This window comes from Roseovarius nitratireducens (genome assembly GCF_002925845.1).
In the GTDB taxonomy this organism is placed as follows: Bacteria; Pseudomonadota; Alphaproteobacteria; order Rhodobacterales; family Rhodobacteraceae; genus Roseovarius; species Roseovarius nitratireducens.
The window spans coordinates 1-14117 of record NZ_PDNI01000012.1; the positions used below are offsets into that span (position 1 = coordinate 1).

General features: G+C 63.2%; 16 protein-coding genes. 8 read left to right on the forward strand and 8 right to left on the reverse strand.

Annotation, left to right across the window (positions count from 1 at the left end; all coding sequences use genetic code 11):
* Window positions 1-223: 223 nt before the first annotated feature.
* Window positions 224-514, reverse strand: coding sequence for a hypothetical protein (locus CRJ03_RS01310; RefSeq protein ID WP_165375207.1), 291 nt, complete (start codon window positions 512-514; stop codon window positions 224-226).
* A gap of 59 nt (window positions 515-573) precedes the next feature.
* On the opposite strand from CRJ03_RS01310, the gene CRJ03_RS01315 reads away from it, so the two are divergent.
* Complete coding sequence (locus CRJ03_RS01315; RefSeq protein ID WP_240611518.1) at window positions 574-804, forward strand: helix-turn-helix transcriptional regulator; 231 nt, start codon at window positions 574-576, stop codon at window positions 802-804.
* Window positions 805-1203: 399 nt separating this feature from the next.
* Here the strand turns inward: CRJ03_RS01315 and mntR are convergent, their stop codons facing one another.
* Window positions 1204-1635: a manganese-binding transcriptional regulator MntR gene (mntR, locus tag CRJ03_RS01320; protein ID WP_240611519.1), complete on the reverse strand. Its 432-nt coding sequence runs from the start codon at window positions 1633-1635 to the stop codon at window positions 1204-1206.
* 212 nt (window positions 1636-1847) lie between these two features.
* On the opposite strand from mntR, the gene CRJ03_RS01325 reads away from it, so the two are divergent.
* The 6 genes from CRJ03_RS01325 (at window position 1848) to CRJ03_RS01345 (ending at window position 7847) form a co-directional block, all read left to right on the forward strand.
* On the forward strand, window positions 1848-3680 hold the full coding sequence (locus CRJ03_RS01325) for a cytochrome c peroxidase (protein ID WP_240611520.1): 1833 nt from the start codon (window positions 1848-1850) through the stop codon (window positions 3678-3680).
* The gene (locus CRJ03_RS01330) at window positions 3680-4558 is read left to right on the forward strand and encodes a phosphate/phosphite/phosphonate ABC transporter substrate-binding protein (RefSeq protein ID WP_104017125.1); all 879 of its coding nucleotides are present in this window, start codon (window positions 3680-3682) and stop codon (window positions 4556-4558) included. Before CRJ03_RS01325 ends, CRJ03_RS01330 begins: the two co-directional genes overlap by 1 nt.
* Window positions 4555-5334 (forward strand): phosphonate ABC transporter ATP-binding protein, encoded by a 780-nt coding sequence (locus CRJ03_RS01335; protein ID WP_104017126.1) that lies wholly within the window; start codon window positions 4555-4557, stop codon window positions 5332-5334. The genes CRJ03_RS01330 and CRJ03_RS01335 overlap by 4 nt, the downstream gene beginning before the upstream one ends.
* Window positions 5331-6092: a phosphonate ABC transporter, permease protein PhnE gene (gene phnE / locus CRJ03_RS01340; RefSeq protein WP_104017127.1), complete on the forward strand. Its 762-nt coding sequence runs from the start codon at window positions 5331-5333 to the stop codon at window positions 6090-6092. Before CRJ03_RS01335 ends, phnE begins: the two co-directional genes overlap by 4 nt.
* Before the next feature lie 435 nt (window positions 6093-6527).
* The gene (locus CRJ03_RS19785) at window positions 6528-6677 is read left to right on the forward strand and encodes a hypothetical protein (RefSeq protein ID WP_165375208.1); all 150 of its coding nucleotides are present in this window, start codon (window positions 6528-6530) and stop codon (window positions 6675-6677) included.
* A 183-nt stretch (window positions 6678-6860) separates the two neighbouring features.
* The gene (locus tag CRJ03_RS01345; protein ID WP_104017128.1) at window positions 6861-7847 is read left to right on the forward strand and encodes a LysR substrate-binding domain-containing protein; all 987 of its coding nucleotides are present in this window, start codon (window positions 6861-6863) and stop codon (window positions 7845-7847) included.
* A gap of 7 nt (window positions 7848-7854) precedes the next feature.
* On the opposite strand, the gene CRJ03_RS01350 is transcribed toward CRJ03_RS01345, so the two are convergent.
* The 6 genes from CRJ03_RS01350 to CRJ03_RS01375 form a co-directional block, all read right to left on the reverse strand.
* Window positions 7855-9111 carry a TRAP transporter large permease gene (locus CRJ03_RS01350; RefSeq protein WP_104017129.1) on the reverse strand — a complete coding sequence of 419 codons (1257 nt, stop codon included), beginning with the start codon at window positions 9109-9111 and terminating at the stop codon, window positions 7855-7857.
* A gap of 11 nt (window positions 9112-9122) precedes the next feature.
* Window positions 9123-9605, reverse strand: a complete 483-nt coding sequence (locus CRJ03_RS01355) for a TRAP transporter small permease (protein WP_240611521.1) — start codon at window positions 9603-9605, stop codon at window positions 9123-9125.
* A gap of 89 nt (window positions 9606-9694) precedes the next feature.
* Window positions 9695-10660 carry a TRAP transporter substrate-binding protein gene (locus CRJ03_RS01360; RefSeq protein WP_104017131.1) on the reverse strand — a complete coding sequence of 322 codons (966 nt, stop codon included), beginning with the start codon at window positions 10658-10660 and terminating at the stop codon, window positions 9695-9697.
* A 63-nt stretch (window positions 10661-10723) separates the two neighbouring features.
* Window positions 10724-11479: an SDR family NAD(P)-dependent oxidoreductase gene (locus CRJ03_RS01365; RefSeq protein ID WP_104017132.1), complete on the reverse strand. Its 756-nt coding sequence runs from the start codon at window positions 11477-11479 to the stop codon at window positions 10724-10726.
* A 33-nt stretch (window positions 11480-11512) separates the two neighbouring features.
* Window positions 11513-12544, reverse strand: coding sequence for a transketolase family protein (locus CRJ03_RS01370; RefSeq protein ID WP_104017133.1), 1032 nt, complete (start codon window positions 12542-12544; stop codon window positions 11513-11515).
* Window positions 12541-13395 carry a transketolase gene (locus CRJ03_RS01375; RefSeq protein WP_104017134.1) on the reverse strand — a complete coding sequence of 285 codons (855 nt, stop codon included), beginning with the start codon at window positions 13393-13395 and terminating at the stop codon, window positions 12541-12543. Before CRJ03_RS01375 ends, CRJ03_RS01370 begins: the two co-directional genes overlap by 4 nt.
* A gap of 255 nt (window positions 13396-13650) precedes the next feature.
* Between CRJ03_RS01375 and CRJ03_RS01380 the strand changes: the two genes are divergently transcribed.
* The coding region (locus CRJ03_RS01380) for a pyridoxal phosphate-dependent aminotransferase (protein WP_240611522.1) at window positions 13651-14117 on the forward strand (467 nt) is incomplete at its 3' end.

Consider the following 14117-nt stretch of genomic DNA (forward strand, 5'->3'; position numbering starts at 1 on the left):
TTTCTTTTGCCCTTGTCACCGAATTTGTCACCGGGTTTCACAATTGCAGAAAAGACCGGGCGGATCCCGCCCGGTCCTTGTCGATCGTTGAAGGCGTCACTCGGGTTCGGCGCGCTTGGCAAACAGGCAATCCTCCCGCCTGGCTGCGGCGTGGTGGAGGGCGTCCAGCCCTTCAAACATGCTGGCTATGGTGCAGCTGTCTTGCATGAGTCCGGATAGTTGCTCAGTGCTGGACGTCCGCGGCCTCATCGCGTTCGGCAGCGGTTCCCTCGAGCATCATCTCGCTTGTCTTGCCGCCGTGCCCCACCCATTCGATAACGTGAGCTTCGTCAGCCTCGAACAACTTGTCTTGCGTGGCCGCAATCAGAACAAACATACTTTCAGTCTCGGGCGAGTGGGGCAGCCTTGCAGCCTCCGCCATCTGCTCGACGGCGCGCAGCATTGCGCGCGCCTCATCCAGTCTCTCGGAGGTTCTTTCGTGATTTCGGCGGACATGGTCGGGAATGTTCGTCATTGTCTCGATCTCCAATTGTGATATTGCCACATGTGACAATAGCACAAGGATAGATAGTTGTGAAATCCGCACAAGTGCGAATGGCGCGGGGAGCGTTAAATTGGTCTCTTGCCGATCTTGCAAAAGCCTCCGGCGTTCATCGCAACACGATCTCGAATTTCGAGACCGGGCGTTATGACATGAATCCCGACAACGTGGCCAAGATCCGCGTCGCCCTCGAAGCCGCCGGGGTCGAGTTCATCGCAGAGAACGGGGGCGGCGCAGGCGTCCGGTTGCGCAAGGATACCTGAGCATCACTGGGCGGCGAGGATCGAAGCCTTGATCTTTGTCCACTTGGTTCGACTGATGATCACCACCACGCCCTTTCTCCCAGTGTTTGCTTGCTTCAACTCGGCGGTGGTCGAAGCTGGATGAGTGGCCCATTGGTTATAAACCGGGAGAACAGAGGCTCGAGGCGCGCTGAAATCACCTGTCGAGGGCGCGAAGAGAGAGCTGCCGATGACTCTTTGGCAACGCCGACGTGAGACACAGCGACCGGGACCGCTCGCCACGTCAGTCTTGGCGGCAGCAATACGTAGACAGCGGCATTTGCAAAGTCGCGATCATCATCCCGGTTTACCGACGTGATCGACCCTTTGCCGACCTTGCTACCTGGCCAATCGAATGTCTGCTTCATGCCACTGGAGAGTTTAGCCGCGAGACGTGACGAACTGCTCGAACGCTACAAGCGTTTCGTCGCTGACATGATGCTCAATGCCCTCGGCATCGCGCTCGGCCGTCTCTGAATCTACGCCAAGCGCAATCAGCGTCGCGACGACAATTCGGTGGCGGCGACGGCACGCGTCCGCAAGCGCCACGCCTTTCTCAGTCAAAAATATTGAGCGGTATCGCTCGCGGCGCACGAGCCCGTTCCGCACGAGCCGGGATATGTTCTTGGTCACCGTGGGGGGCTTGACACCAAGCCGTTCGGCCAAATCCACAGGCCTCGCCTCGCCATTGCTGTCGACAAGCTCGGCGATCAACTCGACGTAATCCTCGGCCACCTCGCTTTCATGTGCGTTCCTTACCGAGGCAAACGCGTCGGCCTGATCAGCCGCAGCGCGTTCATCAGCGGGCGCCAAGGTGACGTCACGGACCCCAGGTCTGTCGTGAGAATTGTCCATGGCCAGAGATTGAAACAAATCCCGCGGATTGACAATATGTTGGCTCGTGCTATGAAATTTAGCCAAGGCTAACTCAAGGGCATCTCAATCGGAAAGGCGATTCCAGCATTATGCAAGCGACGTTCTCATCCAAATTGCGAATGACATGCATTATCGCAAGTGCTGCCACAGTGCTCGCCAGCGGCGCCGCGCTGGCGACCCCGGCGAAAGAGGCGCCCTGGCTGCCGGAAGCGGCCGCCTACCGGCTGACGCTGCATTACGGCAATCTTGCCCCGGTGCCCTGGGAGAAGATCGCGGACGCCTGGAGCGAACCCTATCGCGGCGGGGAGTTCCGCGAGGGCGCCTTCGACCGCATCGCCGAGGACAGCGTGTTGACCACCGAGGCCGTGGCGGCCGCGATCGCCGACCAGGACCGGCAGGCCCTATTCGCCGCCAGCACCCGGCTTCTGGCCAGCCGCATTGGCGAAGAGCTTGATCGGGCACTGGCGGCGACATCTCCGAGCGCCGCGCAGGCCGCAGTGTCGGAGGCGCAGGAACTTTACCGCGCCTTTGCCGACCATGTGCGGGCCACCGACCCGGAGGCGGCGCGCAAAATCGGGCTGGCCTGGCTGGAGCTGTCCAGCGCAACCGGTTCCAGCGGGATGTTGGGCGCAGGAGTGGCCCCGCGCGACGAGACACGCATGATGTCCGCCAGCAAGGTCATTCGGGACTATCTCGCGGCGAACTACCTGCCCGACGATTTCGAACGCCGCGCCAGACTGTCGGCGGCGCCAGAAACCCTCGTGGCCGCCGGTGCCGCACCGGACATCCCGGCGGCGCTGCCGCCCGGCTCGGACATTTTCGACCAGGACCCGCTGCCGCGCCTGGTACTGAACTTCGAGGAGCAGGGAATCGACGAAAAAGATCTGCCGATGGTTGCCTATGGCGACATGCTATTCGACAGCCCGGAGCTCTTCGGCGAGCCGGCCCGCAGCGCCGGCATCACCTGTTCCACCTGCCACAACCGGTCGGACATCAACCAGCGCTTCTTCATCCCGGGCGTCAGCCACCAGCCCGGCGCGGCGGATGTGGATGGCGCCTTCTTCAACCCGATGTTCAACGACCGCCGCGACGATTCACTCGATATTCCCAGCCTGCGCGGCCTGCGCTTCACCGGTCCATATGGCCGCGACGGCCGGTTCGCATCGCTGCGCGAATTCAGCCGCAACGTCATTGTCAACGAGTTCGGCGGTGCCGAGCCGACGCCTTTCATGCTGGACGCACTAGTCGCCTACATGCTCGAGTTCGATTTCCTGCCTAACAGGATGGTCACGCCCGAAGGCGCGCTGACCGAGGCCGCGCCCGAGGCCGCCCGCCGCGGCGAAGAGATTTTCAACCGGCCAATGGCCGGTCTGGGCGACAAGTCCTGCGCAAGTTGCCACATCCCTTCGGCAAACTTCATGGATCGCCGGGCGCATGATATCGGGTCGGCCAGATCGGGCTACGACGGCGCGCGGGCGGGCGCGTTTGACACGCCGACCCTTCTGGGCACGGCCTATACCGCGCCCTATTTCCACGACGGGGCACTGCCGACGCTGGCCAGCGTGGTGAATTGGTTTGACGACACCAAGTCCCTTGGACTGAGCGAACGGGAACGCTCGGACCTCTCCGCGTATCTCGAAACCGTGGGTGGCGCGGACGAGCCCTACGAGGAGTTCGGAGAGCGCAACACACCGTTCCGGTTGGCTTTCGAGGAACTCACCACCTTCGCCTCCACGCTCGACACGCTGCTGCCGGAGCGGGACCGCCAGCACACGCTGCTGTTGACCGATACAGTGGCCGCGGACCTCGCGGCTGATGCCGGCACCATGTCGAACCAAAGCGCCCGGCAGGAAATCTACCGCCTGGCACGCCTGCTTGTCGATGTGGGCGAGGCCGTCAGAACAGACGACTGGGCGGCTGCCGAAGCACATTGGGCCAGTTTCAAGGCCGAAGCCGAAGCAATCGACGAAAGGGTCTACTGATGACAGCACCACTCACGCGACGCACCCTGCTGACCACCGGGGTGGGCGCGCTCTTTTTCGCCAGCGCGCGGCCAGTACCGGCCCAGGCGAGCCCGCTGCGGCTGGCCTTCATTCCGCAGGAGAACCCCGACAAGCTGCTGGGCGACATCGAGGCCATCACCGGCTGGCTGTCGCAGGAGTTGGGGGTTCCGGTCGAGGGCTTCGTGACCATTGACCATGCGGGGGCCGTGGAAGCGTTGCGCAACGGTGACGCGGACATTTCCTTCATGGGGGCGCTGCCCTTCGTACTGGCCGAGGCCGAGATCGGCGCGGTACCGCTTCTGTCCGAGGTTTACCGGGGGAAACCCTACTATACCGGGCGCGTTTTCGTGCGGCGCGACAGCGGGATCACGTCGCTCGCTGACCTGAAAGACCGCGACATCGCTTTTGCCGACCCGATCTCGGAATCGGGCTATCTCTATCCGCTGGCCGAATTCAAACGCGCGGGGCTGATTGCCGATATCGAAGAGGCCGACGCCTTCTTCGGGCGCGTTTTCTTCGCCGGCGGCTATCAACAGGCGATGCAGGCGATGGCGCAGGGTCTCGTCGCTGCTGCAGGGGCAAGCCAGTATGCCGATCTTCTGCTCACGCCGCAGCAACAGCCGCAGGTCACATGGATTGCCGAGAGCCCAGAAATCCCCAGTCATGTCGTCATCGCGCGGCCCGGCCTCGACGCGGATCTCCGCGCGCGCTTCGTCGAGACCATGATGCGCCTGAATGAACCCGCACACCGGGACAAGCTGCAGCATCTCTACGGTCCGGACGGCTACGTGCCCGCCGACCCACAGGCGTTCGAGGGGGTCCGCGACATGGCGCGGGAGGCCGGGCTGCTATCGTGAGCAGCGTGGTCGAACTCGACAATCTCGGCTTCGTGCATCCCGGCGCGGAGTTGCCGGCGCTCAACGGCGTCAGCCTGGCCGTAGAGCCGGGCGAAGCTGTCGTGCTGCTCGGTCCTTCAGGTGCCGGCAAGACGACGCTGCTCGCGATCCTCGACGGGCGACTTCAGGGATGGACCGGTTGCGCGGCCGTCCTGGGCAGACGCCTTGTGCCTGACGCCCCGCCGCCAGTGGCAGCACGGCCCGATACCGGCTTCATCTTCCAGGAATTTGCGCTGGTTGAACGATCCAGCGTTCTGCGCAACGTGCTGAACGGGCGACTTGGGCGGATGTCGGGCGTCGCGGCCTTTTTCAGCCGCCATTCCGAGCATGATCTCGACGTCGCCCATCAGGTATTAACCGATTGCGGCATCGGGGAACTGGCTCATCGCCGGGTCGACTCGCTGAGTGGCGGGCAGCGGCAGCGGGTTGCGATCGCCCGCTGCCTCGCGCAGGAGCCAAGGCTGATCCTTGCCGACGAACCGGTCAGCAATCTCGACCCCGCCCGTGCAGGCGAAATCCTGACTCTGATCACAAGCGCCGCGGCCAAGCGCGGCGCGACGACGGTGTTTTCCTCGCATCAGCCCGAACTCGCCCTGCGCTTTGCGTCCCGCGTCGTGGGCATGACCGGTGGGCGCGTTGCTTTCGACCACTCGGTCGGAAATTCGTCCGACGAAGAGATCGGCGCGCTTTACCAGGACGCGATCAAGGGCGCGGCCGGCCTGAGGCTTGTCCAATGACACGGCACGGCGGCTGGGGCAGTTTCCTTACAGGCATCTTCTTGGGCGCCGTGGTGCTCTGGTCCTTCGCAACCAGCGACATGGACCTGTCGCGCCTTCTCTCCGCCGGTCCCCGTATTGTCGAGTTTGTCGGTCGCATGATACCGCCCGACCCAACCGTCATGGCGGAGATCGTCGACGGGACAGCCGAGACGCTTCGCATCGCCATCCTCGGTACAGTGGGGGCGATCATCCTGTCGGTTCCATTGGGTTTCGCCGCTTCCGAGACAATGGCGCCACCGGCGATCCATTACAGCGTCAGGACGCTCCTCGCGCTGATCCGGGCGATCCCCTTGCTCTTGGTGGCCATGCTGATGGTCGGGGCTGTCGGTCTCGGCCCGATGCCGGGGATCATCGCGGTCGCCTTCCACGCAACGGGCATGCTCGGCAAGTTCTACGCCGAAGCCATCGACGGTGTCGCCCGTGCGCCGGTGGAGGCGCTTTCCAGCGCCGGCGCAGGGCCGCTCGTCCGGCTTCGCCATGCGATCTGGCCGCAGATGGCCCCGGTCGTTGCGCGCGACACGATCTTTCGTTTTGAATTGAATCTCCGGGAGTCCCTGATCCTCGGCGTCGTCGGCGCAGGCGGGCTCGGTTTCTACATCCAGATCTACGTACGATCATTTCAATATGACAAGGCGGCCAGCGTTACGATCACCGTAATCCTGCTTGTCATCGCCATAGAGGTTCTTAACGTGGCGTTGCGCAGGCGCTTTTCTTGAGCACCGGGTCGTCACCTAGGGCAGGGGGCGCGGAGCTTGCCGCCTGAGCCCGCATGAAACCGAAGGGGCCTGCCAATGGGCGGGCCTCTCACCCATCACTTCCCTGTCCCGCGAGATCGCGGGGCGCAAAAGGATCCACTCCATCATGCAAGGAGGTCTTCTACCACGAGCCTGCCCGGGAGGCTGGCAGCGAAAGCATCAGCGGAACACCCGGCTCCAGTCAGCGGTCGCACCGTCCCCCGCTCGCCATTCCCTTCCTTGCTCCGAATCCCGTCTTCGAGATCAACCCGCGAGGGGTCGGACTACGGGCAAGCCCGTGCCACCGGGTGGATTCGGACGAGCCGAACGCACCCGGTGATGTCAGCCAGTCTTCGGGCCTTCGGGGTCCCGTCGCGCGGGGGATGGTCCTCCACCTCCAAGACAGGAGCCAAACAGATGTTCCGCAAAGATGCACACGCATTCGCCGCCTTCCTCGCCGCCACGCTCATGGTCTCGATCGTCGTCTTCCAGGCAGGGGATGGAACCTATGGCGCCGTCCCCGCCGATGAAATCGACGGCGACGAGGTTGTGATCGTCTCGGAATAAAATCCTTTCGGGTGAGGCACCGGACTCACTTTACGAGGGTCTTGGCGGGGCGCAGACGTGGACCCGTGGGCTAATCACCTTCATCGTCACTGTCATAATCCTCCAGTCAACTGAGGTCCGTCTGAATCGTCAACTCGACAATAGAGATAGCATCGAACCTGGCTAAGACTTAAGCTGCCGGTTATGCGTGACATTAACCTCAAAGCGACGGAGTATTTCGAGGCCGTGGCCCGCTTGGGTACGGTTACAAAGGCGGCGCAGGAGTTGGGTGTGTCGCCATCGGCCGTCAGCCAGCAGCTTGGCGCGCTCGAGGCGCAATTCGGCGTCAAGCTGTTCCGCCGTGAAAAGCGCCGACTCATTCTTACGCTGGACGGCGACCGCCTCTTCCAGACCACCACACAGGCATTTGGGGCGTTGCGCAATGCCCGCAGCGCCATTGGCCGGCAACGGGACATGCGCAGCCTGACCATCCGGGTCAGCCCCAGTTTCGGGGTGCGTTGGCTTGGTCCACGCATCGCGGCCTTTGCGAAGCAGAACCTTGACTGGAACATCAGGATCGACGCGACCCCGGATTTCAGCGCCTTTGAAACCGAGGCCGTGGACCTGGATCTGCGCTATGGCATCGGAAGCTGGGCAGGCCTCACGGTGGAGCCGGTGATGAATGATCTTGCCCTTCCGATGTGCAGCCCCGAATACTTGAACCGTCTGGATGCGCATGGCGATGATTTGCTCGCGCATCTGCGCGCGGCGCGCTTGATCGACAGCGTCAAGACACTCTACCGGTGGGATTTCTGGCTGGCGTCGAACCGGATCGACCTGCCGGATGTGGCCTATCCGTTCCGGTTCGACCGCTCGTCGATGTCGATTGAGATGGCCAGGCAGGGGGGGGGCGTGGCGCTCGACAGCGCCGTACTCTGCGCCGGAGAACTGGAGCGGGGCGAGCTGGTGCCTTTCGCGCCGGCGTATCCGGTGATCGATTTCCCCGCCTACTGGATCGTCTGCCCGCCGCGCCACTTCAATCGCCGGATCGTCAATCGTTTCGCCCAATGGCTGACCGGCGAGGCGCGTGACCATGAGGCGCGAACCCGCGAGATTCTGACCGGGCTTGGCTGCACCTTCCGGCCCGGCGAAGAGCTGGAAATGAAAGAGGTGCACCCGACCTCTTTATGACCCGCGCTCAATATATGGTCAGCGCCGGAATGAACGAGATCGCCATCAGAACGCCGAGCGCCACGAGGTAGAATGGCAACAGCGACTTCACCACCTCGCCGATCCCGACCTTTGCGATGGCGGCCGATATGAACAGCGTCGTTCCCACGGGCGGCGTATAGAGCCCGATGGAGAGGTTCACCACCATCATCAGGCCAAGCTGGACCGGGTCCAGACCGATTGCCTGACCGATGGTCACGAAGAGCGGACCGAGCAGCAGCACCGCCGCTGGCAGGTCGAGAAACGCCCCCACCACCAGCATTACGAGGTTGAGCGCCAGGATGATCATCCATGGCTCGCTGATCGTATTTGCGACCCAGACGGCCAGATCCTGCGGCACCCGCTCTGCCGTTAGCACCCACTGGATCGTTGACGAAGCCATGATGATGAACATTACCGCACCGGTCATCATCGCGGTATCCACCACGGCGTTCCATGTGCTTTTCACGGTCAGGTCGCGATAGATCAGACCGCTGACCGCGAAGGCATATCCCACGGCCATGACGCTTACCTCGGTAGGTGTGGCCACGCCGAACCGCAGGGTGCCGATGACGAAGACCGGCATCAGGAGCGCCGGAAGCGCGGCGAAGATCTGGCTCTTGAACGCTGAAAATCCGCCATCCAGAGGCGATCGGGGCAGGTTGCGACGGCGTGCCACCAGCCAGACGGCGGAGAACATGCCTGCGCCCAACAGGACACCCGGCAGGATGCCCGCGACGAAGAGATCGACGATCGACGTGTTCGACACAAGACCGTAGAGGATCAACGGGATCGAGGGCGGGATCAGCACCGAAACGGTGGAGGAGGCCGAGTTGATCGCAGCGGCGAACCCGGCGGGAAAGCCCTCTTTCTTCTGCACCGGGATCAGCGCGTTGCCAAGCGCCGAGGCGTCCGCCACTGCCGAGCCTGACACGCCTCCGAACATGATCGAGCCGATGATCGACACCTGCCCCAGCCCGCCGCGGAAATGGCCGACCAGAAGGCGGGCGATATTGACCAGATAGATCCCGAACCGCCCCGACATCATCAGGTTGCCCGCGAGGATGAAGAACGGGATCGCCAGCATCGGAAAGCTCTGTGTGGGCGTATAGAGCCGCTGCGCGATCACCGCCATCGGCTTGCCATCCAGCCACAATGCCGCCGCCGCACCGCCCAGCATGGCGTGCGCGACAGGCACAGACAGGGCGAGGCAGGTCATGAATATCCAGATCATCGTTGCGGACATGTTCGCGCTCCTCAGCTCAGGCTTGTGTTGGCCGGGTCGTTGTCGTCGGGCGCCCCCGCGAATAGTAGGCTCATGGTGTTCAGGGCTGCGATCATACCCATACCGCCGAAGGCGTAGATCAGGCTCGAATAGCCCCAGATCTGCTTGATCCCAAGCGTGGACAGACGTTGGAACTGTGACGCTTTCAGAATGGGCTGGCTGGACCACATCACGCTGACGGCGATGATCACGATCACGACGTTGACCAACAGCAGGATGACCAGACGCGCAGGAGGCGGCATCATGGCCGGCAGCAGATCAATGGCAATATTGCGGCCACGCGCGGCCGCAATGACGATACCAGCGGCCACAAGCCAAGGCAGCAGGACGGCGTGTATTTCATAGGCCCAGGGGATGCCGGACCCGGCGGCATATCGGAGCACCACGTTCATGAAGAGCGCGACAAACATCACCGAGAGGGTTGCCACCGCGATGATCTTGCCGCTCCACTCCATAGCGGAGATGACGCCGCGTATCCCCCGGAGAAGAGGGCGCGTGCGCCCCCTTTCCGTGGCCCGTGGGCCGTTTGGGCCCCCGGCGGTCATTACTGACCCGCCGCCTCTTTGAGTGCCGCAACCAATTCGGGGTAATCGGCGGCGTATTTGTCATACACCGAAGCGGTTGCCGCGATATAGGCGTCGCGGTTTGCCTCGGCGAAGCTGGCACCTTCCGCTTCCATCTTGGGCTTGAGGCTCTGATCTCCCTCCTGCGACAGGCCGCGTTGCAGCTTGCCCGCCTCGACCGTCGCCTCAAGGGCGCAGGTCTGGGTCTGCTCATCCAGCCCTGACCACCAGCCAAGGCCCGCAACGACCGGCGTCGATTCGTACTTGTGACCGGTCATCGTGACATAGGGTGTGATCTCGTGCAGCTTGGCCGAGTAGATATTGGTCAGCGGATTTTCTTGACCGTCGAACACGCCCGATTGCAGCGCCGTGGGCAGTTCGGACCATGCCAGCGGGGCAGGGGCCGCGCCGAGCGCCTCGAAGATATCCACGGTCATCTGATCGGGCGGGGTGCGGATTTTCATGCCGCTCAGATCGGCGGGCTTGGACACATGCTTGGACACATGCGTCACGTGGCGGATGCCGTTGTCCCAGAAGCCGAGGATCTTCAGGCCGGCATTTTGCGCCCGTGCGTCCAGCATATCACCGACCTCGCCGTCCACTACGGCCCAGGCGGTGGGCAGATCCTTGAACAGGAATGGCAGGCCAAGCAGGCCGATTTCCGGCACGATCTGGCTCATCGCGCCCTGGCTGTTGGCCGAGACCTGAATGATCCCGGCGCTTGCCGAGGTCAGCATCTCCACGTCATTGCCCATCGTCGCCGACGGTGCGACATTGACCGAATGTTCCCCGCCAGAACACTCGGCGACCACCTCTGCCCATTTCTCGGCGGCGACGTAGCGCGGATTGCCCGGGTTGCTGCCATGTGCAAAGATCACTTCGTCGGCCTGCGCCGCGCCCGCCAGGGCAGTGGTTGTGGCCAGAATGGCCAGGATATTGGTCTTCATGGTGATTCCTCCCTTTTTGAAGACTGTAGAAAGCACCCCCGCTCCTCAACGGGGATAGCGGATTCAGTGAATGAGCGATCCCCCGTTCACGTCGACTTCGGTGCCGGTGCAGTAGGCCGACAGATCGGACGCGAGAAAGAGCGCGCAGCCCGCCACGTCCTCGGCCGTGCCCGCGCGTCCCATCGGGATGCCCGCCAGAACCTGTGCGCGCATCTCGTCGGTGAGCTTGCCCGCGGTGATGTCGGTGGCGATGAAGCCGGGGCAGATCGCATTGGCGCGCACATTGTCGGGGGCCAGTTCGCGGGCCATTGCCTTGGTCAGACCTAGTACTCCGGCCTTGGCCGCCGAATAATGCGGCCCGCCAAAGATGCCGCCGCCACGCTGCGCTGAGACCGAGGACATGTTGACGATGCTGCCCGATTTCTGCTCGCGCATCGCGGGGATAACCGCCTGAGACATGTAAAGCGTGCCGCGCAGGTTGACATCCGTCACCGCGTCGTAATGCTCGGCGCCGATCTCCATCAGCTTGAGCGGTTGGGTGATCCCGGCATTGTTCACCAGAATGTCGATCCGACCGAGGGCGTCGAGCACGGCTTTCGCCACTGCCTCGCAGGCGGCTTTGTCCACGACAGTGCCGGCAAACCCGAGATGGCCGGTGCCCGGAAGATCGGCGGCGGCGGCCTCGGCCTCGCCTGCGTCAAGATCGGTGATGACAACCGTCGCACCATGCTGGGCCAAAAGCCGCGCCGTCGCCTTGCCAAGCCCGCGCGGGCTGGCGGCCCCGGTCACGATGGCGATTTTTCCGTTGAGCAGGCTCATGGCCCTGTCTCCTTTGTTGTTTCTTCAGCGGCGTCAGAGCCAGCCCTTGATCTGTTCGGCGACCTTGTCCACGGACAGGCCGTACATGTCGTGCAGCGTCGGCAGCGCGCCCGCCTCGAGGAACGCGTCCGGCAGCCCGATCATGCGGAACCGGGGCGCGATGCCGTCGGTCAGAAGGGTGCGCGCCACGGCCTCGCCCAAACCGCCATTCACGGTGTGGTTCTCTGCGGTGACAACAAGCCGGCCGCCCTTTGCGGCCTCGGCGCGGATGGTCTCCACGTCGAGCGGCTTGATCGTCGGCACGTGCAGCACGCCCACATCCACATTGCCGGCGGCCAGCTTTTCGGCTGCATCCAGCGCTCGCATCGTCATGATCCCCGAGGCTATCACCAGCACGTCACGCCCCTCGCGGATCGTCTGGGCCTTGCCCAGCTGGAATTTGTAATCCGGCTTGTGCCGGGTCAGCACCGTAGGCACCTTGCCCCGCAACAGACGCGCATAAACCGGCCCGTCATGCGCCACCATCGCGGGCACCATGCCAGCCACGTCGCAGGCATCGCAGGGGTCGATGATCACCATGTTGGGCAAGCCCCGGAATATCGCCAGATCCTCGGTCGCCTGATGGCTCGGGCCATAGCCCGTGGTCAGGCCCGGCAGGGCGCAAGCGATCTTGACGGGCAGGTTTTCCTCGGCAATCGCCATTGCGATGAAGTCATAGGCGCGACGGCTGGCGAAAACAGCATAGGTCGTGGCAAAGGGAATGAATCCCTCGCGCGCCAGCCCGGCCGCCGCCGAGAACAAGAGCTGCTCGGCCATGCCCATCTGGTAGAACCGGTCGGGCATCGCGTTCGCGAAGATATGCAGGTCGGTGTATTTCGACAGATCCGCCGACAGACCAACGATGCGCGGGTCTTTTTTTGCCAGATCGACCAGCGCATGCCCGAACGGGGCGGGTTGCGCCTCATATCCTTCGGCGGCCAATGAGGCGATCATGGCCGAGGTTGCGACCTTGGTCTCAGGCACCTTGCGCGGTTCATATTTGCGGGCCATGGAGGCGAGGGTCATTGCGGTTTTTCCTCTTCCAGAACGGCCAGCGCCTTGGACCACTCATCGGCCTCGACACGGACGAAATGATTGCTTTCGCGCGCCTCCAGGAAATCGACGCCATTGCACATCTTGGTGTTGCAGATGATGACCCGGGGCTTTGCGTCCTTGAGGTCGCGCGCCGCATCGAAGGCCGCGACCAACGCGTCGAGGTCATTTCCGTCGACCTCCTGCGCATGCCAGCCAAAGGCCTCCCATTTCGGGGCCTCGGCCCCCACGGCCAGCGCGTCGCGGCTCGGTCCATCGGCCTGCTGGTTGTTGAAATCGACGATGCAGATCAGGTTGTCGAGCTTCCATTGCGTGGCCGACATCACCGCTTCCCAGGTCGAACCTTCGCCCAACTCGCCATCCGACATGAGGTTATAGACGAAGGCCGGGTTTTGCTTGCGCTTCAACCCCATCGCCATGCCCACGGCGATCCCAAGCCCGTGCCCCAATGACCCGCCGGTGATCTCCATTCCCGGCGTGTAGGAGGCCATGCCCGACATCGGCATGCGGCTGTCATCCATGCCGTAGGTCGCCAATTCACCCTCGGGCAGGATGTCGGCCTCCATCAATGCGGCATAGAGCGCGATGGCATAGTGACCGATCGACAGAAGAAAGCGGTCGCGCCCTTCCCATTCGGGATCCTCCGAGCGGTAATCCATCGCGTGAAAGTAGGAGGTCGCCAGCACGTCGGCCACGCCAAGCGCCTGCCCGATATAGCCCTGGCCCTGAACCTCCCCCATCAAAAGCGCCTTGCGGCGGATATTCCAGGCCCGCAGGTCCAACGATATGTTGGAGCGCGCGTCGAAGCGGATTTCTGCGGTCATGTTGTCCTCCCGGTCTCCTTGCATCCGTCATAACAGCGGACATCTCTGCTGGATCGTCTGAAAAATGCAAAACTTTGTTAGTAAAACTTAACAACTACTGGAGAGGAGATACGTTAGGACATCGTGGATTCCCGATGCGCGGCGACGGTCGTGAGGGGATCAAGCAGGGAGGAATACACATGTCACATCTGCAAGTCGCCAAGAGCCTGTCGCGGCTCGGGACCGAATCGGCCTTTACCGTTCTGGCGCGCGCAGGTGGACAGGCTGGTGGCGGGGCTGGCGGATCATCCCCACGTGGCGGTGCTGTCGGACGAGATCTACAGCCGGATGCTTTATGGCGGGCGGGATCATGTCTCGCTCTTGCAATACCCCGAGATCCGCGACCGGCTCATCATGCTCGACGGCTGGTCCAAGACTTACGCGATGACCGGCTGGCGGCTGGGCTATGCGGTCTGGCCCGAGAGCCTTGTGGAGCATGTCACGCGGCTGTGCATCAACGATCATTCCTGCGTCAATGCCGCCGCGCAACATGCCGGGATCGCCGCGCTCACCGGGCCGCAGGACGCGGTGGACGAGATGATGCGCGCATTCGACGCGCGGCGGCGGCTGATCGTGGCGCGGCTGAATGCGCTGCCGGGGGTGCGCTGTACCGATCCGGGCGGGGCGTTCTATGCCTTTGCCAATATCCAAGGGACGGGGATGAGCGCGGGCGAGGCGCAGGA